Source organism: Streptomyces lydicus (genome assembly GCF_004125265.1).
Lineage (GTDB): Bacteria > Actinomycetota > Actinomycetes > Streptomycetales > Streptomycetaceae > Streptomyces > Streptomyces lydicus_C.
Genome location: NZ_RDTE01000003.1, coordinates 4,606,600 through 4,633,306, shown reverse-complemented (window position 1 = coordinate 4,633,306; position 26,707 = coordinate 4,606,600). Strand labels below are relative to the sequence as shown.

Annotated in this window: 18 protein-coding genes and 1 pseudogene; 9 read left to right on the top strand and 10 right to left on the bottom strand. The window is 71.0% G+C overall.

Going from position 1 to position 26,707, the window contains the following annotated elements:
- Positions 1-14 precede the first annotated feature (14 nt).
- Genes D9V36_RS22690 through D9V36_RS22680 form a run of 3 tightly spaced genes read right to left on the bottom strand, consistent with a single transcriptional unit; the run spans position 15 to position 2,400 of the window.
- Entirely contained in the window at positions 15-983 is a 969-nt protein-coding gene (locus D9V36_RS22690; protein WP_241720984.1) for an ABC transporter substrate-binding protein, read from the bottom strand.
- Positions 980-1,654, bottom strand: coding sequence for an ABC transporter permease (locus D9V36_RS22685; protein WP_129295399.1), 675 nt, complete (start codon positions 1,652-1,654; stop codon positions 980-982). Before D9V36_RS22685 ends, D9V36_RS22690 begins: the two co-directional genes overlap by 4 nt.
- Positions 1,651-2,400: an ABC transporter permease gene (locus D9V36_RS22680; RefSeq protein WP_129295398.1), complete on the bottom strand. Its 750-nt coding sequence runs from the start codon at positions 2,398-2,400 to the stop codon at positions 1,651-1,653. Before D9V36_RS22680 ends, D9V36_RS22685 begins: the two co-directional genes overlap by 4 nt.
- A 363-nt stretch (positions 2,401-2,763) precedes the next feature.
- Between D9V36_RS22680 and D9V36_RS22675 the strand changes: the two genes are divergently transcribed.
- Complete coding sequence (locus tag D9V36_RS22675; RefSeq protein ID WP_129295397.1) at positions 2,764-3,642, top strand: polysaccharide deacetylase family protein; 879 nt, start codon at positions 2,764-2,766, stop codon at positions 3,640-3,642.
- A gap of 9 nt (positions 3,643-3,651) precedes the next feature.
- Here the strand turns inward: D9V36_RS22675 and D9V36_RS22670 are convergent, their stop codons facing one another.
- Entirely contained in the window at positions 3,652-4,230 is a 579-nt protein-coding gene (locus tag D9V36_RS22670; protein ID WP_241720983.1) for a VanZ family protein, read from the bottom strand.
- A gap of 241 nt (positions 4,231-4,471) precedes the next feature.
- The gene (locus tag D9V36_RS22665; RefSeq protein WP_129295396.1) at positions 4,472-5,806 is read right to left on the bottom strand and encodes an alpha/beta hydrolase; all 1,335 of its coding nucleotides are present in this window, start codon (positions 5,804-5,806) and stop codon (positions 4,472-4,474) included.
- Positions 5,807-6,601: 795 nt separating this feature from the next.
- Between D9V36_RS22665 and D9V36_RS22660 the strand changes: the two genes are divergently transcribed.
- The 4 genes from D9V36_RS22660 (at position 6,602) to metG (ending at position 13,344) form a co-directional block, all read left to right on the top strand.
- Positions 6,602-8,470, top strand: coding sequence for a vWA domain-containing protein (locus D9V36_RS22660; protein WP_129295395.1), 1,869 nt, complete (start codon positions 6,602-6,604; stop codon positions 8,468-8,470).
- Between the two features lie 630 nt (positions 8,471-9,100).
- Positions 9,101-9,757, top strand: a complete 657-nt coding sequence (locus D9V36_RS22655; RefSeq protein ID WP_129295394.1) for a hypothetical protein — start codon at positions 9,101-9,103, stop codon at positions 9,755-9,757.
- 265 nt (positions 9,758-10,022) lie between these two features.
- Complete coding sequence (locus D9V36_RS22650) at positions 10,023-11,498, top strand: MFS transporter (RefSeq protein WP_129298603.1); 1,476 nt, start codon at positions 10,023-10,025, stop codon at positions 11,496-11,498.
- Positions 11,499-11,625: 127 nt separating this feature from the next.
- The gene (gene metG, locus D9V36_RS22645; RefSeq protein WP_129295393.1) at positions 11,626-13,344 is read left to right on the top strand and encodes a methionine--tRNA ligase; all 1,719 of its coding nucleotides are present in this window, start codon (positions 11,626-11,628) and stop codon (positions 13,342-13,344) included.
- 175 nt (positions 13,345-13,519) lie between these two features.
- Here metG and D9V36_RS22640 read toward each other — a convergent pair whose 3' ends face one another.
- Both D9V36_RS22640 and aspS read right to left on the bottom strand, forming a co-directional pair.
- Positions 13,520-15,241: a hypothetical protein gene (locus D9V36_RS22640; protein ID WP_129295392.1), complete on the bottom strand. Its 1,722-nt coding sequence runs from the start codon at positions 15,239-15,241 to the stop codon at positions 13,520-13,522.
- A 192-nt stretch (positions 15,242-15,433) separates the two neighbouring features.
- Positions 15,434-17,197, bottom strand: coding sequence for an aspartate--tRNA ligase (gene aspS, locus D9V36_RS22635; RefSeq protein ID WP_129295391.1), 1,764 nt, complete (start codon positions 17,195-17,197; stop codon positions 15,434-15,436).
- 283 nt (positions 17,198-17,480) lie between these two features.
- Here aspS and D9V36_RS22630 point away from each other — a divergent pair.
- Positions 17,481-17,759, top strand: a pseudogene (locus D9V36_RS22630) (phosphatase); the annotation flags it as partial.
- Between the two features lie 107 nt (positions 17,760-17,866).
- Here the strand turns inward: D9V36_RS22630 and D9V36_RS22625 are convergent.
- The 3 genes from D9V36_RS22625 to D9V36_RS22615 form a co-directional block, all read right to left on the bottom strand.
- Positions 17,867-19,003 carry an AI-2E family transporter gene (locus D9V36_RS22625; protein ID WP_129295390.1) on the bottom strand — a complete coding sequence of 379 codons (1,137 nt, stop codon included), beginning with the start codon at positions 19,001-19,003 and terminating at the stop codon, positions 17,867-17,869.
- Between the two features lie 98 nt (positions 19,004-19,101).
- The gene (locus D9V36_RS22620; RefSeq protein WP_129295389.1) at positions 19,102-20,055 is read right to left on the bottom strand and encodes a pirin family protein; all 954 of its coding nucleotides are present in this window, start codon (positions 20,053-20,055) and stop codon (positions 19,102-19,104) included.
- 228 nt (positions 20,056-20,283) lie between these two features.
- On the bottom strand, positions 20,284-20,760 hold the full coding sequence (locus tag D9V36_RS22615; protein WP_129295388.1) for an SseB family protein: 477 nt from the start codon (positions 20,758-20,760) through the stop codon (positions 20,284-20,286).
- 164 nt (positions 20,761-20,924) lie between these two features.
- On the opposite strand from D9V36_RS22615, the gene D9V36_RS22610 reads away from it, so the two are divergent.
- From D9V36_RS22610 to D9V36_RS22600, 3 genes are all read left to right on the top strand, one after another.
- Positions 20,925-22,751: an acyl-CoA dehydrogenase gene (locus D9V36_RS22610; protein ID WP_129295387.1), complete on the top strand. Its 1,827-nt coding sequence runs from the start codon at positions 20,925-20,927 to the stop codon at positions 22,749-22,751.
- A 332-nt stretch (positions 22,752-23,083) separates the two neighbouring features.
- A complete protein-coding gene (locus tag D9V36_RS22605; RefSeq protein ID WP_129295386.1) occupies positions 23,084-24,379 on the top strand; it encodes a M18 family aminopeptidase in 1,296 nt (431 codons plus the stop codon).
- A gap of 1 nt (position 24,380) precedes the next feature.
- On the top strand, positions 24,381-26,468 hold the full coding sequence (locus D9V36_RS22600) for an AfsR/SARP family transcriptional regulator (protein WP_129295385.1): 2,088 nt from the start codon (positions 24,381-24,383) through the stop codon (positions 26,466-26,468).
- Positions 26,469-26,707 lie beyond the last annotated feature (239 nt).

The window sequence follows — 26,707 nt, the reverse complement described above, 5'->3', positions numbered from 1 at the left end:
CTCATGGTCCAAGGTCATCCCCTGGGCAACAGCCCTTTGGACCGGAGGTAGTTGCGGGCCACATCCGCCGGCAGCCGCCGCCAGCTGTCCACCTCCTCATTGAGGCGGGCCAGATCGGCGGTGGTCAGGACCGTGTTGAGCCGGTTGAGAGCGGCGGCCGCCCGTGCGCTGCCCGCGCGGGCGCGGTTGACGACGGGGACGACGTAGTCGGCGTTCTGGAGCTTCTTGTCGTCGGCAAGCAGCACCAGGCCGAACTGGTCGAGGGTGGCATCGGTGCTGGTGGTCAGCACCATCTGGTCCTGGCCGTTCTGGACGGCCTGCTTGGCGGGCGTGGTGCCGACGCCCTTCGGGTCGACGGCGGTGATGTCGATCCTGTACTTCTTCTTCAGCCCCGGTGCGCAGAACGGCCGCTGGACACACTCGTCGCCCGCCGCCAGACGCACCGGCAGCTCGGCGCGGCCCAGGTCGCTGAGGGTCTTGAGGTGGTGTGTGCGGGCGTAGGCGGCGCTCACCGCGAAGGCGTTCTGGTCGACGGCCCGGCCGGCAGGGAGCACGGTCAGACCGCGGGGGCCGGCGAGCCGGCGCAGCGCGGCCATGGTCACGCCGAGGTCCGGCGAGGCGACCGGCGCCGCCTCGGCCCCCTTCTTCTTGGCGTTGAGCCAGTCCGCGAAGGTGGCGGCGTACTCGGGGACCACATCGATCTGCCCCGCCTCCAGGGCCGGTTCGTACAGCTCACGGTTGCCGACCGTCAGGACGTGGGTGCGGTAGCCGGCGTGCCGGAGCAGCGCCGCGTACATCTGGGCCAGCAGCTCGCTCTCCGTGAAGCCCGCCGAGCCGATGGCCAGATCGTGGCTGTCACCGGGGGAGGCGGTGATCGCGGAGCGGTTCTCCAGGGAGGGGCCGCCGGCGCAGGCCGAGAGCCCGAGGGCGGCGAGGCCGGTGAGGGCGGTGAGGACCGCACGTGCCGCACCGGCCGCCCTCACCGGCTCCTCCCCCGTGACCGGTCCGGCGCGCACCGCTGGGCCAGCTCGAAGCCGGCCTCCATCAGCAGCGCGAACACCGCGACCAGGACCGCTCCGGCGACCACCTGAGGCGTGCTGGCCAGGTTGAACCCCGCGGTGATGATCCGGCCGAGGCCACCGCCGCCCACCAGCGCGGCGAGCGTGGCGGTGGCCACCAGCTGGACCGCGGCGATCCGGATGCCGGTCAGCACGAGCGGGAAGGCGAGCGGCACCTCGACCCGCCACACCAGCTGCGTCCCGGTCATCCCCATGCCCCGCGCGGCCCGCACCACGTCCCGGTCCACCTCGCGCATCCCGACATACGCATTGGTCAGCAGCGGCGGGATGGCGAACAGCACCAGCGCGATGATCGTCGGCCACTGCCCGTGCCGTCCGAGCGGGGTCAGCAGCAGCAGGACGAGCACGGCGAAGGTCGGCACCGCGCGGCCGATATTGGCGAGGTTGACGGCCAGCGCACCGCCCCGGCCGAGGTGGCCGAGGGTCAGCGCGACCGGCAGCGCGATCAGGGCGCTGATGACCAGGCAGGCGAAGGTGAGCACGAGGTGCTGTTCGAGGCGGTGCCAGACACCGTTCTCACCGGACCAGTTGGCGGCGGTGGTCAGCCAGGTCCAGACCCCCGAGAGGGTGTTCATGTCCGCCGCCCGCCGACGGTGACCAGCCGTTTCACTCCCTCGCCGGCCCGGGTCCGCCGCCGCGCCCGGTGTCCGGCCCGGCGCCACGGGGTGAGCAGCCGCTCCGCGCCGAGCAGCAGCAGATCGAAGACGACCGCGATGATCACGCACAGCACGGACGCGGTGAGCACCTGCGCCTTGAAGAAGGAGTTCATCCCGGCGTAGATGAGGTTCCCCAGCCCGCCGTACCCGACGATCGCCCCGACGGTGGTGAGCGCGACCGCCGAGACGGTGGCGATCCGCAGCCCGGCCATCGCGGCCGGTACGGCCAGCGGCAGCTCGATGGCCAGCAGTTGCCGCGTCGGCCCGTACCCCATCCCGCGGGCCGCTTCCTTGGCCTCGGCGGGGACGCCGTCCAGCCCCGCCAGGAGGTTCCGTACGAGCAGGGTGAGGGAGTACAGGGCGAGGCCGACCACGACGAGGGTGGCGGACAGCCCGTAGACCGGCAGCAGCAGCGAGAACATCGCCAGCGACGGGATGGTGTAGAGCACCGTGGTGATGCCGAGCACCGGCCCGACCGTCCAGCGCCTGCGGCGGGCCAGCAGCGCCAGCGGGACCGCGATCACCAGCCCGAGCGCCACCGAGATCACCGTCAGCTGGAGGTGCTGGACGACCGCGTCGAGCAGGATCTGCCGACGGGTGCTCAGGTAGTCGCCGCAGATCCAGTCGTTACGGGCCAGACAGTCGTCCGGCGGGGGCGCGGTCACGCTACGAGTCCACCCCGGCGGGGGCGGGGTGTCGCGGCGGACGCGTCCGATCGGGGTGGGCGATTCGGGCGTCCGATCGGGGTGGGCGATCCGGGTGGGCGCGGACGGCCGCCCCGACGGCCCCGGCGCCCGCCCGCCTGCCCGCCCGCCTCCCTTCCCCGCCTCACCTGCGCGGTCCGCCTACACCCCTCACGTATACACACCGTGTGTACTGCGTATGTATAGTCGCTATCGGTCTGTTCGGCCCCTGTGACCCGAGGGCGGCGCGAGGCGGTGATGCCGCCATACGCGTCGGCTTTGCCCTGCGCGAAAACGCAGGTCATGGGCCCGCTGTTACCCGCACCCGCCCGAAGAGAGGCCCGCATGCCGAAGCAGCTGTCCACGGCCCGCCGTACGTCCATAGCCGGGCTGCTGGCGGCCACCACCCTGACCCTGGCCCTTGGCGGCTGCGCCACCTACGACGTCACCGCCCCGGCCGACGCCCGCGCCGACGCACCGGCCGCCGACGTCAAGGCGAAGGACGCCCGGCTCGCCGCGCCCGGGGACGCCAAGAACGGGGATGCCAAGAGCGCGAACGGCAAGGACGCGAACGCCAAGAACACGGCCGGCAAGGACGGCAGCGGCGACGACGTCGACTGCCGCACGGCGAAGTGCGTCGCGCTCACCTTCGACGCGGGCCCCAGCGAGAACACCAACCGCCTGCTGGACATCCTCAAGAAGGAGAAGGTGCACGCGACCTTCTTCCTGCTCGGTCAGAACCACGTCGACAAGCGCCCCGCCGAGGTGAAGCGGATCGACGCCGAGGGCCATGAGCTGGCCAACCACACCTGGTCGCACCAGATCCTGACCGACATCGAGCCCGACGAGGCCACCCGCGAGCTGTCCCGCGTCCAGGACGCGGTCCGCAAGATCACCGGCAAGACGCCGAAGCTGATGCGCCCGCCGCAGGGCAGGACCGACAGAGAGGTCTCCGAGATCAGCAAGCGTCTCGGCCTGGCACAGGTCCTGTGGAGCGTGACCGCCAAGGACTACCAGACCAACGACTCGGCCCTGATCACCAAGCGGGTGCTCGACCAGACCGAGCGCGACGGCATCATCCTGCTGCACGACATCTACAAGGGGACCGTGCCGGCCGTCCCCGGCATCCTCAAGGAGCTGAAGAAGCGCGGCTACACGGTCGTCACCGTCTCCCAGCTGCTGTCCCCGGCGAAGCCGCAGCCGGGGATGGTCTACCGCCCGTAGAGCCGGCCCCTACGGAGCGGACGCCCCGGAGACCTCGGGCGGCTGCTGCCCCGCCGCCGGCGCCTTCCCGCTGATCCGGTGCCACCAGTGCCGGCGCCGCGGATGCACCGCGCGGCCCAGCCGGAGCCCCAGCAGCAGGTAACCGATCAGCGCGCCGGCACAGTTGAGGATCACATCGTCGATGTCGAACGCCCGGCCGGTGATCAGCGCCCCCTGCACCAGCTCCACCAGCAGCATCACCAGCGCCGTCGCCACACCGACCCGGAGCAGCCCGCGCGCCTGGGGCAGCAGCACCGGCAGCAGCACCCCGAACGGCACCCCCAACAGGACATTGCCACCGAGCTGCTTGACCGTATCGGCCAGGTGCGGTTGCGCCAGATAGCTCCGGATCGAGTCGCCGGGGCGGAGGTTGGGGTGGGTCAGCGGCACCGAGGCCGCCGACGGGGTCAGCGTGACCCGGGCCAGCGCCACCGCGAAGGCCACCATCGCGGCGAAGGCCAGCACCAGCAGAAGGATCCGGACGGCCAGCGGGGCCCGTGCGGCCACGGGGGACCACACCGCCTCGTCGCCCTGTTGCGTACGCGCCATGAGGTCACTCCCGGGGGTGCGAGGTGCGCAGTGCGCCGATGGGACATCCGGTTACCCGGGGCCCGGCGAATCATGTGACCGGGGCGGACGGCCGCCCCACGCTGCACACACGTCACCCCGGGGGCACACACACCGCCAAATCCCGCACACACGCCACAGCCTCAGCACACGCAACAGGAACGCCACACACAACAGGGGCGCCGGACAGCTCCGACGCCCCTGCGCTCAGCTCATCTGCGGCTCACCCCCGGGGGCGCTCCGCCTCCACCCGCCGGCGTCCCTTGTCGTCGGACGCCGTCGGCGACTTGGACGGCCCGGCCTGCTGGTCGGCGCCCGAAGCCCCGCCCTTACCCGGCGCGCCGCCCTTGCCCGGTGCGCCCGCCCCCGGCTTCTGCGACGGGGAGGCAGCCTGGGTGTCCTGCGGGAACGTCAGCTGCTGGCTCTGCCACTCCAGGGCCGGCGCAACCTCGCGCCGCCAGGTCGTGAACTGGTGGCTGCCCTGCGGCAGGATGATCGAGTCGACCGACATCGGCGACTTCGCGGCATGGATGAACTTCATCGTCTCGCCGTAATCCGCCTCGCCCTGACGGCTGCTGGCGACCAGCGCGGAGATCTGCGGCGCGGGCATGTTCTTCAGCCGCCACAGCAGATCGTGCTCACGCTCCCGCTTGGCGCCCTCGGGGCCGGGGCCGAAGAGGCTGCCGGTGGTCAGGTCGTCCTTGATCGCGTAGTCACCCGAGAGCGAGACCGCCGAGGTGTAGGCATGCGGGTTGCGCATCGCCAGCTGCAGCGAGCAACTGCCACCGGACGAGTACCCGAACGCACCCCAGGCGCTGGGGTCGTGGCCCACCCGGTAGGCCGACTTCATGGCGTCCGGCAGGTCCTTGGTGAAGAACGTCTCGGCCTGCGGCCCGCCCGGCACATCCACGCACTCGGTGTCCCGCGGCGGCGCGATCGTCGGCCGGACCATCACGATCACCGTCGGTTGCATCTTGCCCTGCGCGATCAGCCGGCCCGCGTTCTGCGGCACCTGGAGGTGCTGCGCGAGGTTCATGATTCCGCCGGGGTAACCGCTGATGACGACCATGACAGGGAACCGCTGACGGCGGAACTGCTGCTGGAAGTACTGCGGCGGCAGGTAGACGAAGCCCGGGTTTATGGCCCGAGTGCGACGGCCGACGATCCGTACGGACTCGACCTTGCCCACCTTGTCCGCGGGCCCCTTGGGCAGTCCGGTCACCCGGTCGAGGCCCTGCGGACCGGCCGGCTGGACCAGCCCGCCCTTGATATTGCCGACCGAGGCGTACTGCCCGCCCCCCTGGCTCACGGACACCGGGGCCTTGTCGTTGTTGCCCAGCAGCTCGTCCCAGTTGCCGTAGAACTCGAAGTTCGTGTTCACGGCGAGGGCGAGCGCACACACGATCGACACCTGGGTGACCATGATGGCGCCCAGTCTGCCCAGGACGGGGCCCACCCCGCGCCGCGACAGTCGAGGCCAGAGCCACACCGTGGCGGCGACACAGGCCACCGCCAGCACGATCACCGTGTATTCGAGCGACTGACTGGTCAGCCCCATGCGCCCACATCTCCCGTCACCCTCGATAAGGGTTCTTGCCTTCTTACCGGCCGCCTAAGGCACAACGGGCGGCTCTGGACAATGGTCACCGGAGAAGACGGGCACACCTGCCCATCGGATACGTGAGCGACTCACTTCTTACCCAGCTCTTGCCACATCGTTTCCGCGGCGTGATGTGGGCGGGCCCGGAGCCGGTGCCGCGCCGGCGCCGTGGCCGGGGTCGCAGCCGGGGTCGCACCAACACGCCTTGTCCTGCGGCCCATTGCGACGCATACCTCCTACCCATGGGCAAACCTCTCCGCGCGGCCAAGGTGACCTGGGCGGCCCTGGGCGGGAGGCGGTGCGCCGGTCCGGTGGGGGGGCGGTGCGCCGGTCCGGGCGAGCGGGCAGGCGGGCGGTGCGTACCGACGGGCAGCGACACGGACACGTCGAGCCGGTGGGTACGGACATGCCGAGCCGGTGGGTACGGACCCTCGGGGCAGTCGGTGCGCGACCGTCGAGCCGGCGGGTACGTCCCGGCAGGGCGGCTCGTACGGACTGCGGGGAGGTTTTGTGGACAGCCGAGGAACGGGCACGGACGACCGGACCACCTCGTACGCAGGACGAACGCGCCCGGGCCGCGCCGGCTGAAACCACCGGCCTTCGCAACACCCCCGGATGGCCCACCGCACAAGGCGCGGGGTCCCACGATGAGGCCGGTGTCGGCGGCTACCCTTACGTATCCGTCCTGGTCAGGGACATGTCCGCGCTTCACGGACATACGCCGCACCCACCACACGCAAGAGAGGTTCGCCGATGGGCATTCGGAGTCTGCTGCGCAACGCTTTCGGTCGCTCCAAGGCGACCCGTGAAGAAACCGGCGCGGCCCCGAGCGGCGCCGACAAGCCGGAGTCCGCGACCATCCCGGAGGCTCGCGAAGAGTCCGCCCCGGCCGCCACCCCGGAGGCCGAGGTCCCGGCCGCACGGACCGCCCCTACGGAGAGCCCCGACACGGACCCGGCGCCGTCTCCGGCTCCGACGACCGCGACCCTGCCGGCACAGGGCGGCCGGGCGGACCGGGGAGACCGGGCGGAACGGGAAAACCGGGCGGCGGAGACCTCCGCGGTGCGGGAGGACGAGGCCGGCACCGACGCCGATGCCGACGCCGGTGCCGGTGCCGGTGCACCCGCGACGACCGAGCCGCCCACCGCGGAAGCGGCCCCGGCTGCCACCCCGGCCGCTTCCGACCCCGTCTCCGACCTGGTGAGCCAGGCCTTCGACAAGCCGGAGCCCGTGGCGGAGACCGAGAACGAGGCCGAGCCCACGGCAGCCGAGCCTGCGGTGGAGGCCGAGCCGAGGGTCGAGCCCGTGGCAGAGGCTGAGCCGAAGGCAGCGGAGCCTGTGGTGGAGGTTGTCGCGGAGCCTGCGGTGGAGGCCGAGCCGAAGGCAGCCGAGCCTGCGGCGGAGGCCGTCGCGGAGCCTGCGGACAAGGCAGTTGCCGAGACTGCCGACGTCGAGGCCGAGATCGCGACCACGACCGAGACCGAGACCGAGTCGCCCGCAGCAGAGACGGCGGCAGCGCCGGAAGCCGCGCCCGAGCCGGAAGCCACCCCCGAGCCGGAAGCGAAGCCCGAAGAGAAGGCGGAGGTAACGGCCAACACCGAGCCGAAGCCCGACGCCGAGCCGAAGCCCGACGCCGAGGCCAGGACCGCCGACCAGCCGGAAGCCGCCCCCGAGGCCGAGCCGGCGACCGCCCCGGCGCCCGAAGCCGAAGAAAAGGTCACCGACAAGAAGGCCACCGAAGAGAAGGCCCCCGAGGACAAGGCCGCCAACGAGAAGGCCCCCGAGGCGAAGGCAGCCGCGGAAGAGACCGCCGACCTGAAGACCGCTGAGGCGAAGACCGCCGACGTGAAGGCCGCAGCGGCCGAGCCGGCGACCGAGGCGAAGCCGCAGGCGGAGGACCGGCCCGAGGGCGCGGGCTCCCTCCCCGCCACGGCCCCCGCGCTCCTCAGCCTCTACAAGTCCGCGGCCGCCACCCTGGACAAGCACGGCCTCGCCACCCAGCGCGCCGCCGTCTACCTGGTCCTCGACCGCTCCGGCTCGATGCGCAACTACTACAAGGACGGCACGGTCCAGAACCTCGCCGAGCAGGCCCTCGGCCTCGCCGCCCACTTCGACGACGACGCCACCGTCCCGGTCGTCTTCTTCTCCACCGACATCGACGGCACCGCCGACATCGACCTCACCAACTACGAGGGCCGTATCGCGGAACTGCACGCCGGCCTCGGCCACATGGGCCGTACGAACTACCACTGGGCCATCAACGCCGTCATCGAGCACTACAAGAACTCCGGCTCCACCGCCCCGGCCTTCGTCATCTTCCAGACCGACGGCGCCCCGACCTCCAAGCCGGCCGCCGAAAAGGCGCTCTGCGAGGCGGCCGGACTCCCCCTCTTCTGGCAGTTCATCGGCTTCGGTGACCCGGACGCCAAGGGCTTCGACTTCCTCCGCAAGCTCGACGACCTGGCCGTTCCGGAGAAGCGCGTCGTCGACAATGCCGGTTTCTTCCACGCCGGCCGCGACCCGCGCAGCCTCTCCCACGACGAGCTCTACCGGCAGCTGATGGTCGAGTTCCCCGAGTGGCTCGCCGAGGCCCGCACCGCGGGCATCATCAAGGACAGCTGACCGTACTTCAGCGAACCGCTCTGCAGCGGACCGCTGTGCAGCGGACCGCGCTTCCGCTCCCCTGACGACACCTCACCGGCCGCGGCCGGGCCCCGGGCCCGCCGCGGCCGGCCCCTTTCGTGCCCGGCTGTACGGGGGCCGTCCACGGGAGAAAGAAAAAGAACCTCAGGGACAGTTATCCGCCGGACACCGCCCATGGCGTTACCGATCCCGTATGACAGAGTGTTCCTCGAAATAACCGACCGCGAATACTCCCGGGTGCCGCGCCACGACACCCGCCTATAACGAATACGACGGACAGAATTCCACACGGGAAAGCATTCAACCGTGAATGCTGAACAAGCCCGAAAATGTGGAACGAGTCCGTCAATCCGGAACGAGGGGGAATAAATGAATACGCCGCAGCAGCCTCAACCGGGGTTCGGGAATGCGCCCGGAAACGGTTTCCCGCCCGGCGCGCCGCCACCCGGACAGCCGGGCGGCTGGATACCCGCCGCACCGGCTCCGGGTCCGGCCCCGGCTCCGGGCCCGTACGGACAGCCAGGCCCCTACGGGCAGCCAGGAGCCCACGCACAGCCAGGCCCCTACGGCGCCCCGCAGCAGCCCCCCTACGGGTACGGCGGGCCGGGGATGCCGCCATCCTTCCCGCCCAGGAAAAGCGCCGGAAAGAAATGGGCGATCGCCGGCGCGACGGTCGGCGGCCTGGCCCTCCTGGGAGTGATCTCCTCTGCGGCACTGCACGGAAGCCAGGGCTCCGGCGGCGGCTCCGGCGACGACCAAGGCCCCAAGTACCGGATCACGGTTCCGCAGACGCTGGCCGGCGGGAAGTACAAGCTCGTCAAGGACGTCTCCCAGCAGGCCGATGCGTCGGTGCCGCACGAGGGGGCCAACGAGCACGGGCTGAAGACCGCGGGCGGGCAGTACGCGAACGGCACCACGTCCCTGGTGATGGTGGGCAATTACGGCACCATCGACGACCCCGCGACAGCCGTCGATCACACCTTGCGGGGAATGACGAGCGCCGGAAACACGGACGTCGCGGTGCCGGACCGGAAGATCACCCCGAGTGGCGGCGGAGAACCGCTGACCTGTGGTGTGGATGTGCGCCGGGAGGCGGTACAGAAGATCACCCTGTCGTATTGCATCTGGGCCGATTCCCGTACGAACGTGAGTGTCGCCACGGTCAACGGCGCGGATCCGGCGCAGGACCCCCAGTCGGTCGACCTCCAGGCCCTCGCCGACGAGACGGCCAAGATCCGCACCGAGGTCCGGAAGCCCATGGACTGAGGCCGAAGCCCACGCACTCCGGCACAGCAGGCGCCGTCCCGCCCCACTGCCTACGCTGAATGGGGGAAATGCCCTGCTTTCTCCCTGCCGGTCAGGTGCCGGCCGGCGGGGCGTACCGGGGCGGCCGTACCAGCGAACGAGGTGGGTCGTGATGGGTGAGGCGAGCCGAGAGGGGGGCGGCGAGCCGCCTGCGGCGCCGCGCGGGCCCAGCATTCCCTCCTGGGCCACCGCGGCCGAGCCCGATCCACGGCGCTGGTGGGCGCTGGTGGTGATCGCGATTGCGCAGTTGATGGTGGTACTGGACGCGACCATCGTGAATATCGCGCTGCCGTCGGCCCAGCGGGACCTGGGGATGTCGGACGCGAACCGCCAGTGGGTGATCACCGCGTACACGCTCGCCTTCGGCGGGCTGCTGCTGCTCGGCGGGCGGATCGCCGACCTGGTGGGGCGGAAGCGCACCTTCATGATCGGGCTGGTCGGCTTCGCCGTCGCGTCCGGTCTGGGCGGCGCGGCCACCGGGTCCGGGCTGCTGTTCGGGGCGCGGGCGTTGCAGGGCGCCTTCGCGGCGCTGCTGGCCCCCTCCGCGCTGTCATTGCTGACCACCACCTTCACCATCGGGAAGGAACGCAGCAAGGCCTTCGGGATCTACGGGGCGATCGCGGGCGGGGGCGCGGCCATCGGGCTGATCGCCGGCGGGCTGCTGACCGAATATCTGAACTGGCGCTGGTGCCTGTACGTGAACATCCCGATCGCCGTGATCGCCCTCACCGGCGCCGCCGTCTTCCTGCGCGACCGGCCCGAGCGGGGGCGCGTCTGGCTGGACGTTCCGGGCGTGGTGCTGGGCTGCGGCGGTCTGGTCGCGATCGTTTACGGGTGCAGTGAAGCGGAGCCGCGGGGCTGGGGGGACGGGCTGGTCCTCGGGCTGCTGGTGGGGGGCGTGGCGCTGCTGGGCGTCTTCGCGTGGTGGCAGACGAGGGCGCGCCACCCCCTGCTGCCGTTGCACATCGTCCGCGACCGCAATCGCGGCGGCGCCTTCCTGACCATGGCGCTGGCGGTCATCGGGCTGTTCGGAATGTTCCTGTTCATGACCTATTACCTGCAGACCGTGCTCGGATACTCACCGGTCAGGACCGGGGTGGCCTTCCTGCCGATGGTGGTGGCGATCGTCGTCGGGTCCACGCAGATCTCGGCGAGGCTGCTGCACCGGATACCGCCCCGGTTCCTGATGGTTCCCGGCGCCCTCCTCGCCTCCGCGGGGCTCTTCACCCTGACCTTCCTGACGGCCCGGCCCGCGTATGTCTCCCATGTGCTTCCGGCCATGCTGCTCGTCGGCCTCGGCATGGGCCTGACCTTCATGCCGGTGATGGCGACGGCCACGTCCGGGGTGGCCGCGCACGACTCCGGTGTCACCTCCGCGACGGTCAACACGGCGCAGCAGGTGGGCGGTTCGATCGGCACGGCGCTGCTGAACACGATCGCGACCTCGACGAGTGCGGCGTATATCGCGGATCGCCTGGCGGCCGCGGCCCGCAGCAGCGGGGCGCTCGGTCTCACCCCGGCGGCGCGGGAGGGGATCGTCAAGAGCGGAGTGGTGCACGGGTTCACCGTGGCCATCGGTGTGGGTTCGGCGATCATGCTGCTGGCCGCGCTGGTCGCCGGGCTGCTGGTCAACGGCCGGCCCGCGAAGCAGGGCCGCCTCCCGGCACAGGACAGCGCGGAGTCGGCGGACGCGGCGGCGTGAGAGGGCGGAACGGACGGGCCCCTCGCCCCGGAAAAGGCCGCGCGGGCACCCCCACCCCGTCCAGTACGATATTGACGTTCCGTAAAGCAAATCCTCACTCACCGTAGCGACTTGGGAGCAGCCGGCAATGGCTCGACACCTCATCACCAGCGCCCTTCCGTATATCAACGGGATCAAGCACCTGGGCAACATGGTGGGGTCCATGCTCCCGGCGGATGTGTACGCCCGCTATATGCGGCAGCGCGGGCACGAGGTGCTCTACATCTGCGCGACGGACGAGCACGGGACCCCCGCCGAGCTGGCGGCCAAGGACGCGGGGCAGTCGGTCGACGCCTTCTGCGCCGAGCAGCACGACAAGCAGAAGGCGATCTACGACGGCTTCGCCCTCGACTTCGACTACTTCGGCCGGAGCTCGTCGCGGGAGAACGTGGAGCTGACGCAGCACTTCGCGCGCAAGCTCCACGAGAACGGCTTCATCGAGGAGCGGGCGATCCGCCAGGTCTTCTCGATCGCCGACGACCGCTTCCTGCCCGACCGCTACATCGTCGGTACGTGTCCGCACTGCGGCTACGACAAGGCGCGCGGCGACCAGTGCGAGAACTGCACCCGGGTGCTCGACCCGACCGATCTGATCGACGCCCGGTCGGCGATCAGCGGCAGCGGTGAGCTGGAGGTGCGCGAGACCAAGCACCTCTTCCTGCTCCAGTCGAAGCTGCAGCACGAGGTCGAGGGCTGGCTGGACGGCAACGGCAGCAAGGACTGGCCGACGCTGGCCTCGTCCATCGCGCACAAGTGGCTGACCGAAGGCCTCCAGGACCGGGCGATCACCCGTGACCTGGACTGGGGCGTTCCGGTGCCGGCCGATGTGTGGCCGGAGCTGGCGGCCGAGGGCAAGGTCTTCTACGTCTGGTTCGACGCCCCGATCGAGTACATCGGGTCGACCAAGGAGTGGGCGGACGCCGTCTCCGACGGCAGCCGCGACTGGAAGTCGTGGTGGTACGAGGCCGATGACGTCCGGTACACGGAGTTCATGGCCAAGGACAATGTGCCGTTCCACTCCGTGATGTTCCCCGCGACGCAGCTGGGCACCCGTGAGCCGTGGAAGAAGGTCGACTTCCTCAAGGCCTTCAACTGGCTCAACTACTACGGCGGGAAGTTCTCCACCTCCCAGCGGCGCGGCATCTTCACGGACGCGGCGCTGGAGCTGCTGCCCGCCGACTACTGGCGCTACTTCCTGATCGCCAACGCCCCGGAGTCCGACGACACCTCCTTCACCTGGGAGCTGTTCTCGGCGTCGGTCAACAAGGACCTGGCGGACACCCTCGGCAACTTCGTCAACCGGGTGCTGTCGTTCTCCCGCAAGCGGTTCGGTGACGAGGTGCCCGCGGGCGCCGAGGCCGGGCCCGCGGAGCAGAAGCTCGGTGAGGAGATCGCCGGACTGCTGTCGGAGTATGAGGGCCACATGGAGGCCCTGCAGTTCCGCAAGGCCGCGGCCTCGCTGCGCGCCCTGTGGAGCGCGGGCAACTCCTACCTGGAGGAGAAGGCCCCGTGGCTGGAGATCAAGACCGACAAGGACGCGGCGGCACTGACGCTGCGTACGGCGATGAACCTCATCCACCTCTACGCGATCGTCTCCGAGCCGTTCATCCCGTCGTCGGCCAAGGCGATGCGGGGGGCCTTCGCGCTGGAGAACGACACCGCGGTGTGGGTCTCCCCGGAGGAGGCGAAGGCGCTGGCCTCGGTGCCCGCCGGGACGCCCTTCACGGTGCCGCCGGTGCTCTTCGCGAAGATCACCGAGGAGGACCTGGAGTCCTACCGCGAGCGCTTCGGCGGCGCGGAGCAGTAGGCCAGGGCCGCCCGTGCGCGTCGGTTCCGGCCGGCGTCGCAGGGCGGTAAGCCGGCTGGGCCGCGGGCGTGTTCGCGCCCGGACCTCTCAGCACCGCACTCGCGCCCGTCCGCCCTTCCGGGCCGGACGGGCGCGCTGCGTCCGGGCACCTTCCGGGCCCCGGGCGGGATGTCGGTCAGCGCTTGCGCGGCGAGGACACATAAGCGGCCGGCCGTCCGAAGCCCGGCACCGGCGGCAGGGTGACCCTCCGCCAGCCACGGGCGTAGGCCGGCGGCCGCTGACCGCCGGCCACCACGACGGCGACCGGGCGGCGCGCCCCGAGGCGGGCCAGGCCCGCGGGGGTGATGCTCGCGTCATGGCCGTCCGGCTGACGGGACGCACAGCCCGCCCGGTACGCCACCCGTACCGCCTCCTCGCCGCTCACCACACAGGGCGGCCGTACACCGGCCGCCCGCAGCGCCGTGGCGACCCGCTCGATACCGGCCTGGGCCCGTGCGGTGCTCCGCACCATCGTGTGCCAGACCGTCAGTTGGATGACCTCGTGGCTCAGCAGCACGAGGACGAGGACGGCCACCGCCCAGGCGTGCCGGCGGCGCGGCAGGAGGGTCAGCCAGTACAGGAACCAGGCGGCCGGCATCATCAGCAGGGCGTAGGCGGGGAGCAGGAAGCGGGGGGCGGCGTAGTCCACCGTCAGGAGGTAGGGGGCGGCCAGGCAGAGACCGGCCAGGGCCGGGAGGACGACGGGAGCAGGGCCGTACCGGTGCAGCGGGCCGCGGGGATCGCTCAGGCGCACCAGCGGCCACGTGGGACCGCGGCCGTGCTGCCCGCCGCCGGACGGGGGGTCGTCCAGGTCCGGGCCGAGGCTGCCGGGCCGGATGGGCGCCAGCCCGAGGGGGTGCCGGGCCCCGCTGCGGTCCGCCGGCCCGTACCCGTGCAGCCCGCCGCGGGGCTCGCGGGCGCGCAGCGCCGCCCACACCGCTCCGGCGACCGCCAGGGGCAGCACCAGCCACCACACCGCCGTCACCGGGTGTTCCCAGCTCAGATGGCAGGGGCGGCACAGGGTCTTGCCCTGGAGTGCCCGTGCGTGGTCGTCGAAGGTCAGATGCCAGCCGAGACCGCCCTGGATCTGCCCGGCCCTCTGCAGCCGCGCCAGGAGACCGCCGTAGGACAGATATGCCTCCACGACCCAGGGGGCACATCCCAGGGCCAGGCCGGCCGGCAGCGCGAGCAGCACGGCGGGGCGCCACCAGGACGGCACGCACAGCGCGGCGGCACAGAGCGGCACGGCCAGCCAGATGGCGTCGGTGGGACGCATCAGCGCGGCCACGGCGACCGCGGCGGCGAGGCCGGCCGCGGCACGCCAGTCGCGGCGCGGGGCCAGTTGACGGGGCGGCTGCCGTACGGCCCGCAGGAAGCAGCCGGTGGCGGCGAGCGCGGCGTAGCCGACCCACAGGTTGGGCATCGCCTGCCCACCGTAGAAGAGCGTGACCCACAGCCCGGCGAACAGCGCGCCGCCCAGGGCCGGTACGGGGGCGGGCAGCACCCGGCGCCAGATGCAGAGGGTGAGCAGGAGCGCGGCGCCGGAGAGCACCGCGAGGTAGCAGTGCAGCACGGTCGCCGAGGTCGTCAGGGCCGCCACCGGGGCGAGCAGGAAGGTGACACCGCGAGCGCGTGGAGCGCTGAAGAACGCGGCCGGCGTGTGGGGGTCGACCTGGCTGACGTACACCGTCTCGTCCCAGCCCAGGCCGGGGGCGGCGATGGCGGAGGCGAGCAGGCAGGCGGTGAAGACGACGGCCACGGCGGTGAGCCACCGCAGGTCGCCGGCCGGGGCGGGGCGGGTCACCCGAGCCGGCGGCCCCAGGGCGGACCTGGCGGTGAGGAGACTTGCTTGCTGCATGGGCACCACAGTGCGTGCCCTGCCGGGGCCCTGCCACACGGATGGGGCGGTCGGGGCACTCGGCCGGAGCCGGAGCCGTCCCCGGGGGCATGCCCGCTCCCGGCCGACGGGCCCGCACACGGGCCGGGGCGGCGTTTCACGTGAAACGCCGCCCCTCAGCCTGTTCGGGGCTCTCGCCCCGGGCGATGCCGCCTACTTCGCCTGCGGCTTGCGCAGGGAGAGGTGCAGCTCCTTGAGGCGCGCCTCGTCGACCTCGCTCGGGGCGCCCATCAGCAGGTCCTGGGCGTTGCCGTTGAGCGGGAAGGCGATGGTCTCGCGGATGTTGGGCTCGTCGGCCAGCAGCATCACGATGCGGTCGACGCCGGGGGCGATGCCACCGTGCGGCGGGGCGCCGAACTTGAAGGCGCGCAGCATGCCGCCGAACTCCGCCTCGACCGTCTCCTTGTCGTAGCCGGCGATCGCGAAGGCCTTGTACATGACATCGGGTTCGTGGTTACGGATGGCGCCGGAGGACAGCTCGGTGCCGTTGCAGACGATGTCGTACTGCCAGGCCAGGATGTCCAGCGGGTCCTTGGTCTCCAGCGCCTCCAGGCCGCCCTGCGGCATGGAGAAGGGGTTGTGCGAGAACTCGATCTTGCCGGTGTCCTCGTCCTTCTCGAACATCGGGAAGTCGACGATCCAGCAGAAGCGGAACTCGTCCTCGACGAAGCGGCCGACGCGCTTGGCGGCCTCGACGCGGACCGCGCCCATGATCTTGGAGACCTCGTCGAACTCCCCGGCGCCGAAGAAGACGGCGTGGCCGGGCTTGAGGTCCAGGGCGGCGACCAGCGCCTTGATGTCGTCCTCGGTGAGGAACTTGGCGATCGGGCCGGTCAGGGCATTCTCGTCGCCGACGCGGACCCAGGCCAGGCCCTTGGCGCCCTGCTGGACGGCGAAGTCACCCAGCTGGTCGAAGAACTTGCGCGACTGGTCGGCGGTGTCCGGCACGGCCAGGGCGCGGACGTGCTTGTCGGCGAAGGCCTTGAAGCCGGAGCCGGCGAAGACGTCCGAGACATCGACCAGCTCCAGCTCGGCGCGCAGGTCCGGCTTGTCGGAGCCGTACTTGAGCATCGCCTCGCGGAACGGGATCCGCGCGAAGGGGGAGGTGACCGTACGGCCGTTGCCGAACTCGGTGAACAGCTCGGTCATCAGCTTCTCGACGGGCCGGAAGACGTCTTCCTGCTCGACGAAGCTCATCTCGATGTCGAGCTGGTAGAACTCGCCCGGCGAGCGGTCCGCGCGGGCGTCCTCGTCGCGGAAGCAGGGCGCGATCTGGAAGTAGCGGTCGAAACCGGCGATCATCAGCAGCTGCTTGAACTGCTGCGGGGCCTGCGGCAGGGCATAGAACTTGCCGGCGTGCAGACGCGAGGGGACCAGGAAGTCGCGGGCGCCCTCGGGGGAGGTCGCGGACAGGATCGGGGTCGCCATCTCGTTGAAGCCGAGGGTCACCATCTTGTGGCGGATGGCGGAGATGACGGCGGTGCGCAGCATGATGTTGCGGTGCATCCGCTCGCGGCGCAGGTCGAGGAAGCGGTACTCGAGGCGCCGCTCCTCGTTGACACCGTCGTCCGCGTTGATCGTGAAGGGGATCTGGTCGGCGGCGCCGAGCACCTCGACGTCGGAGACCTCGATCTCGATCTCGCCCGTCGGCAGGTCGGGGTTGACGTTGTCGGCGCCGCGCGCGCTGACCTTGCCGTCGATCCGGACGACGGTCTCCTTGGTCAGGGAGCCGAGGGCCTCGTTGGCGGGGGTGCCGGGGCGGGCGACGAGCTGAACGAGACCGTAGTGGTCGCGCAGATCGATGAAGAGGATGCCGCCCAGGTCACGTCGATTGTGCAGCCAGCCACTGAGGCGGACGTCGGTGTCGACGTCCGCGGCTCGGAGCTCGCCGCAGTTATGGGACCGGTACCGATGCATCGCTCATCCAAGTCGTCGCGAGGTCGAGGTGAGGAGTTGTCGGGAGAGGGAGAGGAAAAGGAGTACGGGCGCGGATGCCCGGTCGCTCTCCCCGTGGATCACCCGAAAGGCCACCCCAGGATTGACATAACCGCTCCAGGTTACCGTCCCGGCCCGCACGTCTTCGTTGACATATACGCATCAGCGGAGCGGGGCGTCTCCGTTGCGACGCCGGTCACGTCCGGAACGCTGGTCCGGTCCCGCTAAACACACATAAAGTGAGGCAAGGCGCACCGAGGATCTCCTGGCCGCCATCGCGACCGGCCTGTGGTGCTGGGACAACGCGGCGGGACGGGTGACCCTCGACTCCGAAGCGGCCCGGCTGCTCGGGCTGCCCGCCGCCCCGGCGGAGCTGACCGAGGCCGCGGTGTGCTCCCGTTTTCATCCCGTCGACTTCGCCGAGATCAACGGGATCGTGCAGCTCGCGCTCACCGAGAAGACGCTCGCCGAGGCCCGGCTGCGCATCGTGGACGCGCGCGGGCGGGCGCAGCGCATCGTCCGCTCCCGCTCCCGCCCCCGCGTCGTCGACTGGAGTCGACTGGAACTGCTGGCCGGCTCCGGGGTGTGGACCCGCGCGGGGACGGCAAGTCGACGTGGTTCGAGCTCTACCAAGTCGACATGGTTCGAGCTCTACGAGGACGCGGGGGACGCGGCGGGCCCGGTGTCATCGGAGTCCGGTCCCGCGGCGTAGTGCTCCCGCAGCTCGTGGAGGATGCCGGTGACGGCGGCGGTCAGCGGTACGGACAGCAGCATGCCGAGGATCCCGGCGACGCTGGCGCCCGCGGTGATCGCCAGCAGCACCGTCGCCGGATGCATCTTGACCGTCCGGCTCTGGATCATCGGCTGCAGTACATGCCCCTCCAGCACCTGCACGGCCAGGACGACGCCGAGCGCCCAGAGTGCGATCACAAAGCCACGGTCGGCCAGCGCCACCAGGATCGCCACGGCGCCGGAGATAAAGGCGCCGAGGTAGGGGATATAGGCGCCGACGAAGACCAGCGCGCCCAGCCCGACCGCGCCCGGCACCCGGAGGATCAGCAGTCCGACGGTGATGCAGACGGCGTCGATCAGGGCGATGAAGGTGGTGCCCCGCATAAAGCCTTCGATGGACTGGAAGCCGCGGCGGGCCATCCGCTCCAGCTGCGGTGCGGAGCTGCCGGGCGCCCAGTGGTTCAGCGTGCGGACGGCCTTGTCTGCGTCCCGCAGGAAGAAGAAGGTCAGCAGCAGGGCCAGGACCGCGGCGGCGAGGAACTGGCCGACCGCGCTGACACCGGTCAGCAGCCCCGAGGCCGCGGTACCGCCGAACTTGGCGACGAACCCCTTGGACTTGGAGGCGAGATCGTCGAGCGAGGTACCGGCCGCTCCGAAGTGCTGGGAGAGGTCCTTGGCGGCCTGCCTGAGCGAGGAGATGATCTGGTCACCGGTGTCGACCAGCGCGCTGACGACGATGTATCCGGCGCCGCCGACCACCACCACAAGGACCGCGCAGGTCAGTCCGGCGGCCAGTGAGCGGTTGAGCTTCATCGCCACCAGCCGCCGGTAGAGCGGTCCGAGCAGCCCGCTACCGAGCAGCGCCAGCAGTACGGGCGTGACCGCCGCGCTCAGTTCGACGCACAGCCACACCACGAGGGCGGCCACGGCCGCGAGCAACAGCCCCACCAGACACCAGGCCGCGGCGCGGCGGGCCTGGACCGGCAGCAACGGCGGTGCGGGCCGTGGCCGTTCCCGTCCGGCGCCGGGCCCGTTTTCCTCCGAGTCGTTTCGCACCCGGACAGTGCACCACGGCCACAGGCCCGAACCCGGGCCCCGAAACGGGTCAGGGGCGGCGTTTCACGTGAAACACCGCCCCTGCTGCCGACCGGGCGTCAGTGCCCGTCGGCGGGGATCGTCCCGAGCCGGCCTGCCTGGAAGTCCTCGAAGGCCTGCGCCAGTTCGGCGTGGGTGTTCATCACGAACGGGCCGTAATGCATCATCGGCTCGCGGATCGGCAGCCCACCGAGCAGCACCACCTCGAAGTTCGGGCTGCGCGACTCCTGGGACTCGTCCGCCCGGATCGTGACCGAGTCCCCGGCACCGAACACGACCGACTGCCCCATACGGAACGGGCGTCCCTCCGCACCGGCCGAGCCGCGTCCGGCCAGGGCGTAGGCGAGGGCGTTGAAGTCCTTGCGCCAGGGGAGGGTCAGCTCCGCACCCGGGTTCACCGTCACATGCATCATCGTGATCGGCGTATGGGTGATACCCGGACCGTTGTGGCCGTCGAGGTCACCGGCGATCAGCCGCAGCAGCGCTCCGCCGTCGCCCGAGGTCAGCAGCTTGACCTGGCCGCCGCCGATGTCCTGGTAGCGAGGGGTCATCATCTTGTCGCTCTTCGGCAGGTTCACCCACAGCTGGAGGCCGTGGAAGAGACCACCGGACATGACCAGCGACTCCGGCGGCGCCTCGATGTGCAGCAGGCCCGAACCCGCCGTCATCCACTGGGTGTCGCCGTCGTTGATGACGCCGCCACCCCCGTGCGAATCACGGTGCACGAAGGTGCCGTCGAGCAGATAGGTCACCGTCTCGAACCCGCGGTGCGGGTGCCAGGGCGTGCCCTTGGCCTCTCCGGGCGCGTACTCCACCTCGCCCATCTGGTCCATCATGATGAACGGGTCGAGGTGCTGGTAGTCGATGCCGGCGAACGCCCGGCGCACCGGGAAGCCCTCGCCCTCGAAGCCGCTCGGAGCGGTGGCAACGGCCAGCACGGGACGGGCGTGCGCCGCGACGGGCGCCGCCACACGCGGCAGGGTCAGCGGGTTCTCTACGGTCACAGCGGGCATGACGGCCTCCTCGGTCGTTCCCCCAACTTAGTTGAATGGTGAACAACCCGCAAGGCGTGCCGCATTCCCGTCCGCATTTACGCAGGTCAAAGGGGCCGCTCCGGACGGGCTCACCCCCGATCCCGACCCGCCCGGCCCCCGGACACACATCAGGCCGGCCCCCGTCCCGGGACCGGCCCTCGATGCCGCCGCAATGGCGGCCCTCGACCCGCTGCGCGGCAGCGGCGGTCAGCCGTACATCCGCCGCATCGCGAAGTCGACCATCTGCTCCACGGCCTTCGCGTCGAAGACCATCCGGTGGTCACCCTCCATGTCGAGGACGAACCCGTAGCCGGTCGGCAGCAGGTCCAGCACCTCGGCACCGGTGATCACGAAGTACTTCGACTCCTTGCCCGCGTACCGCCGCAGCTCCTTGAGGGAGGTGAACATCGGGATCACCGGCTGCTGGGTGTTGTGCAGCGCCAGGAAGCCGGGGTTGTCACCGCGCGGGCAGTAGATCTTGGACGTGGAGAAGATGCCCTGGAAGTCCTCGGCCGACATCGAGCCGGTGGTGAAGGCGCGCACCGCATCGGCGAGCGAGGGCGGGGACGGCTCGGGATACAGCGGCGCCTCGCCGTAGCCCCCGGGGGGCGATTGCTGCGGCGGGGGCGGCGGCGCTCCGTATTGCTGCTGCCCGGCACCCGCGTTCTGGTCGTAGCCGTACATGCGCCACAGCGTACTGAGTCGGCGAATCGCCGGGGGACGCTCGTCACAGATGGGCGGTAGGGGTTGATTCTTATTACCGGTGGGTAGCATCATCGTAGGCACTTGCTACTTGCTGGTATTTGCGTTTGAGGTCCTCCCTCCCGAACCCTTACGGAGCCGTATCCATGGGGCACTACAAGTCGAATCTCCGCGACATCGAGTTCAACCTCTTCGAGGTGCTCGGCCGTGACAGCGTGTACGGCACCGGACCGTTCGCGGAGATGGATGTCGACACCGCCAAGAGCGTGCTGTCCGAGATCGCCCGGCTGTCGGAGAACGAGCTGGCGGAGTCGTTCACCGACGCCGACCGCAACCCGCCGGTCTTCGACCCGGACACCAACACCGCGCCTGTGCCGGACACGTTCAAGAAGAGCTACCAGGCCTTCATGGACGCCGAGTGGTGGCGCCTGGGCATCCCGGAGGAGCTCGGCGGCACCACCGCGCCGCGCTCGCTCCTCTGGGGCTTCGCCGAGACGATCCTGGGCGCCAACCCGGCCGTGTGGATGTACGCGTCCGGCCCCGCCTTCGCCGGTGTGCTCTTCGAGGAGGGCACCGAGGAGCAGCACCGCATAGCCCAGCTGATGGTGGACAAGCAGTGGGGCTCCACCATGGTGCTCACCGAGCCGGACGCCGGTTCGGACGTCGGCGCCGGCCGCACCAAGGCCGTGCAGCAGGAGGACGGCACCTGGCACATCGAGGGCGTCAAGCGCTTCATCACCTCCGGTGAGCACGACATGTCCGAGAACATCGTGCACTTCGTCCTCGCCCGCCCCGAGGGTGCCGGTCCGGGCACCAAGGGCCTGTCGCTCTTCATCGTGCCGAAGTACGACTTCGACTGGGAGACCGGCGAGCTGGGCGAGCGCAACGGCGCCTACGCCACCAACGTCGAGCACAAGATGGGCCTGAAGGCCTCCAACACCTGCGAGATGACCTTCGGCGCCAACCACCCGGCCAAGGGCTGGCTGCTCGGCGAGAAGCACGACGGCATCCGCCAGATGTTCAAGATCATCGAGTTCGCCCGGATGATGGTCGGCACGAAGGCCATCGCCACCCTCTCCACCGGCTACCTCAACGCGCTGGAGTACGCCAAGGAGCGCGTGCAGGGCCCGGACCTGGCCGCCTTCACCGACAAGACCGCGCCGCGCGTCACGATCACCCACCACCCCGATGTGCGCCGCTCGCTGATGACGCAGAAGGCGTACGCCGAGGGCATGCGCGCCCTGGTGCTCTACACCGCCACGGTCCAGGACGAGATCATCGTCAAGGAGGCCGCGGGCGAGGACGCGAGCGCCGCGATCCGCCTCAACGACCTGCTGCTGCCGATCGTCAAGGGCTACGGCTCGGAGAAGTCCTACGAGCAGCTGGCGCAGTCGCTGCAGACCTTCGGCGGCTCCGGGTACCTGCAGGAGTACCCGATCGAGCAGTACATCCGCGACGCCAAGATCGACACCCTCTACGAGGGCACCACCGCGATCCAGGGCCAGGACTTCTTCTTCCGGAAGATCGTCCGCGACCAGGGCCAGGCGCTCACCGCGCTCTCCGACGAGATCAAGAAGTTCCTCGCGGACAGCACCGGCGGCGAGGAGCTGGAGCAGGCCCGCGGCGAGCTGGCCAAGGCGGCCGCCGACCTGGAGGCGATCGTCGGCGCCATGCTGACCGACCTCGCGGCGACCGAGAAGGACGTCAAGTCCATCTACAAGGTCGGCCTGAACACCACCCGTGTGCTGATGGCCTCCGGTGACGTCGTCATCGGCTACCTCCTGCTCAAGGGTGCGGCCGTGGCCGCGGAGAAGCTGGCCGGCGCCTCGGCGAAGGACAAGCCCTTCTACACCGGCAAGATCGCCGCGGCGAAGTTCTTCGCGCACAACGTCCTGCCGGGCGTCGGCGTCCAGCGCGGGCTGGCCGAGTCCGTCGACCAGTCGCTGATGGAGCTCGACGAGGCCGCGTTCTAGCAGCGCCGTGCGTGGCCCTGCCGCGTCCGCGGGTCTCTCAGAAAACTCTCAGACGGGGCGTCCAGACTGATGGTGCCCGCCTCTCTTCCCCCGGAGAGGCGGGCTTCGTCATGTCCGGCGGGCAGCGGGGCCGGGCGGGCTGCGGGACGCGCGGGCACTGCGCGGCGTACGCACGGGCAGCGCGCGACGTGCGCCGGGCCATCCCTCCTGAGCCCGGAATCCCCTGCTCCGGAGGGCCTTCGGGTCCGAATACCGAAATCCTGGCCGGAAGGGAGCGGAGTCACCCTGCATGCGCACGGGGAATGCGGGGTCCGGCTCCTTATGCTGATTCCATGACCAACTCCGCCCGCTTCGATCGCGGCCACACCGACGACCTGATGTCCTTCCTCGCCGCCAGCCCGTCGCCCTACCACGCAGTGGCGAATGCGGCGGAGCGGCTGGAAAAGGCCGGGTTCCGGCAGGTCGCCGAGGTCGACGAATGGGACGGCGGAACCGGCGGAAAGTTTGTGCTGCGCGGCGGCGCGATCATCGCCTGGTACGTGCCGGAGGGCGCAAGCGCCTCGACTTCGTACCGGATTGTCGGCGCTCACACAGACTCTCCCAATTTGCGCGTCAAACCGATTCCGGACACCGGTTCGCGCGGCTGGCGGCAGATCGCCGTCGAGATCTACGGCGGCACGCTGCTCAACACCTGGCTCGATCGCGACCTGGGGCTGAGCGGCCGGGTGACGCTCGCCGACGGCAGCCACCGGCTCGTCCATGTCGACCGGGCGCTGCTGAGAGTGCCTCAGCTGGCCGTACACCTCGACCGCTCGGTGAACACCGACGGCCTGAAGCTCGACAAGCAACGCCATATGACGCCGATCTGGGGCCTGGGTGAGGTCGCCGAGGGCGATCTGATCGCCTTCGTCGCCGAGGAAACCGGCATACCGGCCGGCGGCATCAAGGGCTGGGACCTGATGGTGCACAGCATCGAGGCGCCCGCCTACCTGGGCCGCGACCGCGAGCTGGTGGCCGGGCCGCGGATGGACAACCTGCTGTCGGTACACGCCGGTACGGCCGCCCTCACCGCGGCGGCGGCCGCCGGCAGCGCGCTGACCAGCATTCCGGTGCTGGCCGCCTTCGACCACGAGGAGAACGGCAGCCAGTCCGACACCGGCGCGGACGGACCGCTGCTAGGCACGGTCCTGGAGCGCTCGGTGTTCGCCCGCGGCGGCTCGTACGAGGACCGGGCGCGGGCCTTCGCCGGCACCGTCTGCCTGTCGTCCGACACCGGGCACGCCGTCCACCCCAACTACGGCGAACGGCACGATCCCGGGCACCACCCGATGCCCAACGGCGGGCCGATCCTCAAGGTCAACGTCAACCAGCGCTATGCGACGGACGGCAGCGGACGGGCCCTTTTCGCGGCGGCCTGCGAGCGGGCCGGTGTGCCGTGGCAGAGCTTTGTGTCCAACAACTCGATGCCGTGCGGCACTACCATTGGACCCATCACCGCGGCCCGGCACGGCATTGCCACGGTCGACATCGGCGTGGCGATCCTTTCCATGCACTCGGCGCGTGAACTGTGTGGCTCCGAGGACCCGTATCTGCTGGCGAACGCCCTGACGGCCTTCCTGGAGGGCTGAGTTGGAATTCTCACTGCTCGGTCCGATCTCCGTGACGACCGGCTCCACGGAGCTGGCGCTCGGACCCGCCAAGCGGCGCAGTGTGCTGGCGCTGCTGTTGTTGCAGCCCAACACCACCGTCCCACTGGAGCAGTTGATCGACTCCCTGTGGGAGGACGAGCCCCCCGAACACTCCCGCACCGTCGTGCAGGGGCATGTCTCGCGGCTGCGCGCCACGCTCGCCGAGGGCGGCGCGGAGGCGTACGGCATCGAGCTGACCACCCATGGCTCCGCCTATCTGCTGCGCCTGCCGGAGGAGTTGATCGACGCCCACCGCTTCGGTGAGCTGGTGGCTCTGGCGCGCCCCGAGGCGGCGCCGGGCGACGCCGTACCGCTGCTGCGGGAGGCGCTGGGACTGTGGCGCGGGCCCGCGCTGACCGGCACGGTCACCAGCCCGCCGTTCGCGGCCGCCGCGCATGCGCTGGAGGAGCGCCGGCTGACGGCCGTGGAGGCGCTGGGGCGGGCGCACGGCGCCCTCGGCGAGCACGAACAGGCCGCCGCCATCCTCTACTCCGCCGCCGTCAACCACCCCTTGCGGGAGGGGCTGATCGCCGGGCTGATGCGGGCGCTGTTCCATACGGGGCGGCAGTCCGATGCCCTGGAGTGGTTCCACCGCACCCGCCGGCTGCTCAACGAGGAGCTGGGTGTCGATCCCGGCGAGCGGCTGCGGAACGCGTACGAGGAGATCCTGCGCGCGGAGGCGGCCGGCGGGAACCGGCAGGGCGCGGCGAAGCCCGGGGCACCCGGCGCGGGCTCCGCTCCGGGCGGGGCGCCGTCCGGAGGGGCTGGTTCCGGGGCACCGTCCCCAGGCGGCCGTAACGGTGCTCCGGCAGCGGACCGCTCCACAACGGGCGGCGAGGCGCGTCCCGTTGGCAGTGAGGGGCAGACACCCGCTCACGGGGTCGCCGGCCGGAATGCGGCGGGCGGTGGTCCCGAGGCGCCGGGTACCGGCCGGACGCAGCCCGGCACGACGGCCGGCGGACGTGACGGGTCCGGCTCCGGGCGGGGCGGCGCGGCACCGCGGCTGCTGCCCCGTCCGCCCGCCCGCTTCCTGGGCCGGGAGGACCGGCTCTCCGCACTCACCGCGGTGCTGACGGACCGTACGACGGGCGAGAGCCCGCTCGCGGTGGTGGCGGGACCGGCCGGTGTCGGCAAGACCGCCTGCGCCGTGCAGTGGGCGCATCTGCACGCCGGGGCCTTCCCCGACGGGCAGCTCTTCGCCGATCTGCGCGGCTTCGGCGGGGGCGACGAGGCACCCCCGGCGGAGATTCTGCGCGACTTCCTGCTGGCGCTCGGCACTCCGCCGGAGCGGGTGCCCGGCTCGGCGCAGGCCGCATCGGCGCTGTTCAGGTCGCTGGTCGCGGAGCGCCGGCTGCTGGTCGTCCTCGACAACGCCAGCAGCTCGGCGCAGGTACGGCCGCTGCTGCCCGGTGGCCTGCACTGCGCCACGGTCGTCACGAGCCGCAGCCGTCTCGACGGTCTGGTCGCCACCGACTGCGCCCGGCCGGTCGGTATCCAGACGCTCGGCCACGAGGAGGGTGCGGCGCTGCTCGGCGCCATGCTCGGCCCGGACCGGGTGGCCGAGGACCCGGCCGCCGCGCGGGAACTGGTCGATCTGTGCGACGGTCTGCCGCTGGCGCTGCGGGCCGCGGCCGCCCAGCTGACCGCCCGGCCGCGCTGGCGGCTGGCCCGGCTGGCGGCGGCGCTGCGCGACGAACGGCGGCGGCTGGCGCTGCTGTCAGCGGAGGACACCGGCATCGCGGCGGCGCTGCGGATGTCCGTCGCCCGGCTGTCGGCGGACGACGCACGGCTGCTCAGCGCACTGGCGACCAGCGCGGACGGCCACCTCAACGCCTCGCTGGCGGCGGCGCTCGCCGGGTACGACCCGGAGCGCACCCAGGACGGTCTGGACCGGCTCGCGGAGATGCATCTGGTGGACGAGGAGGCCACCGATGTCTACACGATCAGCACGCTGACGCAGCTGTTCGCACGGGACGACCGTGGTGAAGGCGGCGAAGGGGGCGAGGGGGAGCCGGAACGGAACGGGTGACGGGGCAAGGGGACGGCGGCCGCGGGTGAGTTGCGGCCGCCGCTCCCTTGCTCCCGAGGACGGCCCGGCGCGGAACGGAGCGGACGGCTGAGACGGTCGGCCGGGATGCCGCGGACGGCTGGAGACGGCCGGGACGGCGCGGACGGCTGGAGACGGCCGGGACGGCGCGGACGGCCGGGGCAGCTCGGACGGTCGGAACGGCAGCCCGGACGCGGAAACGTTAGGCGCACGTTAGTGGC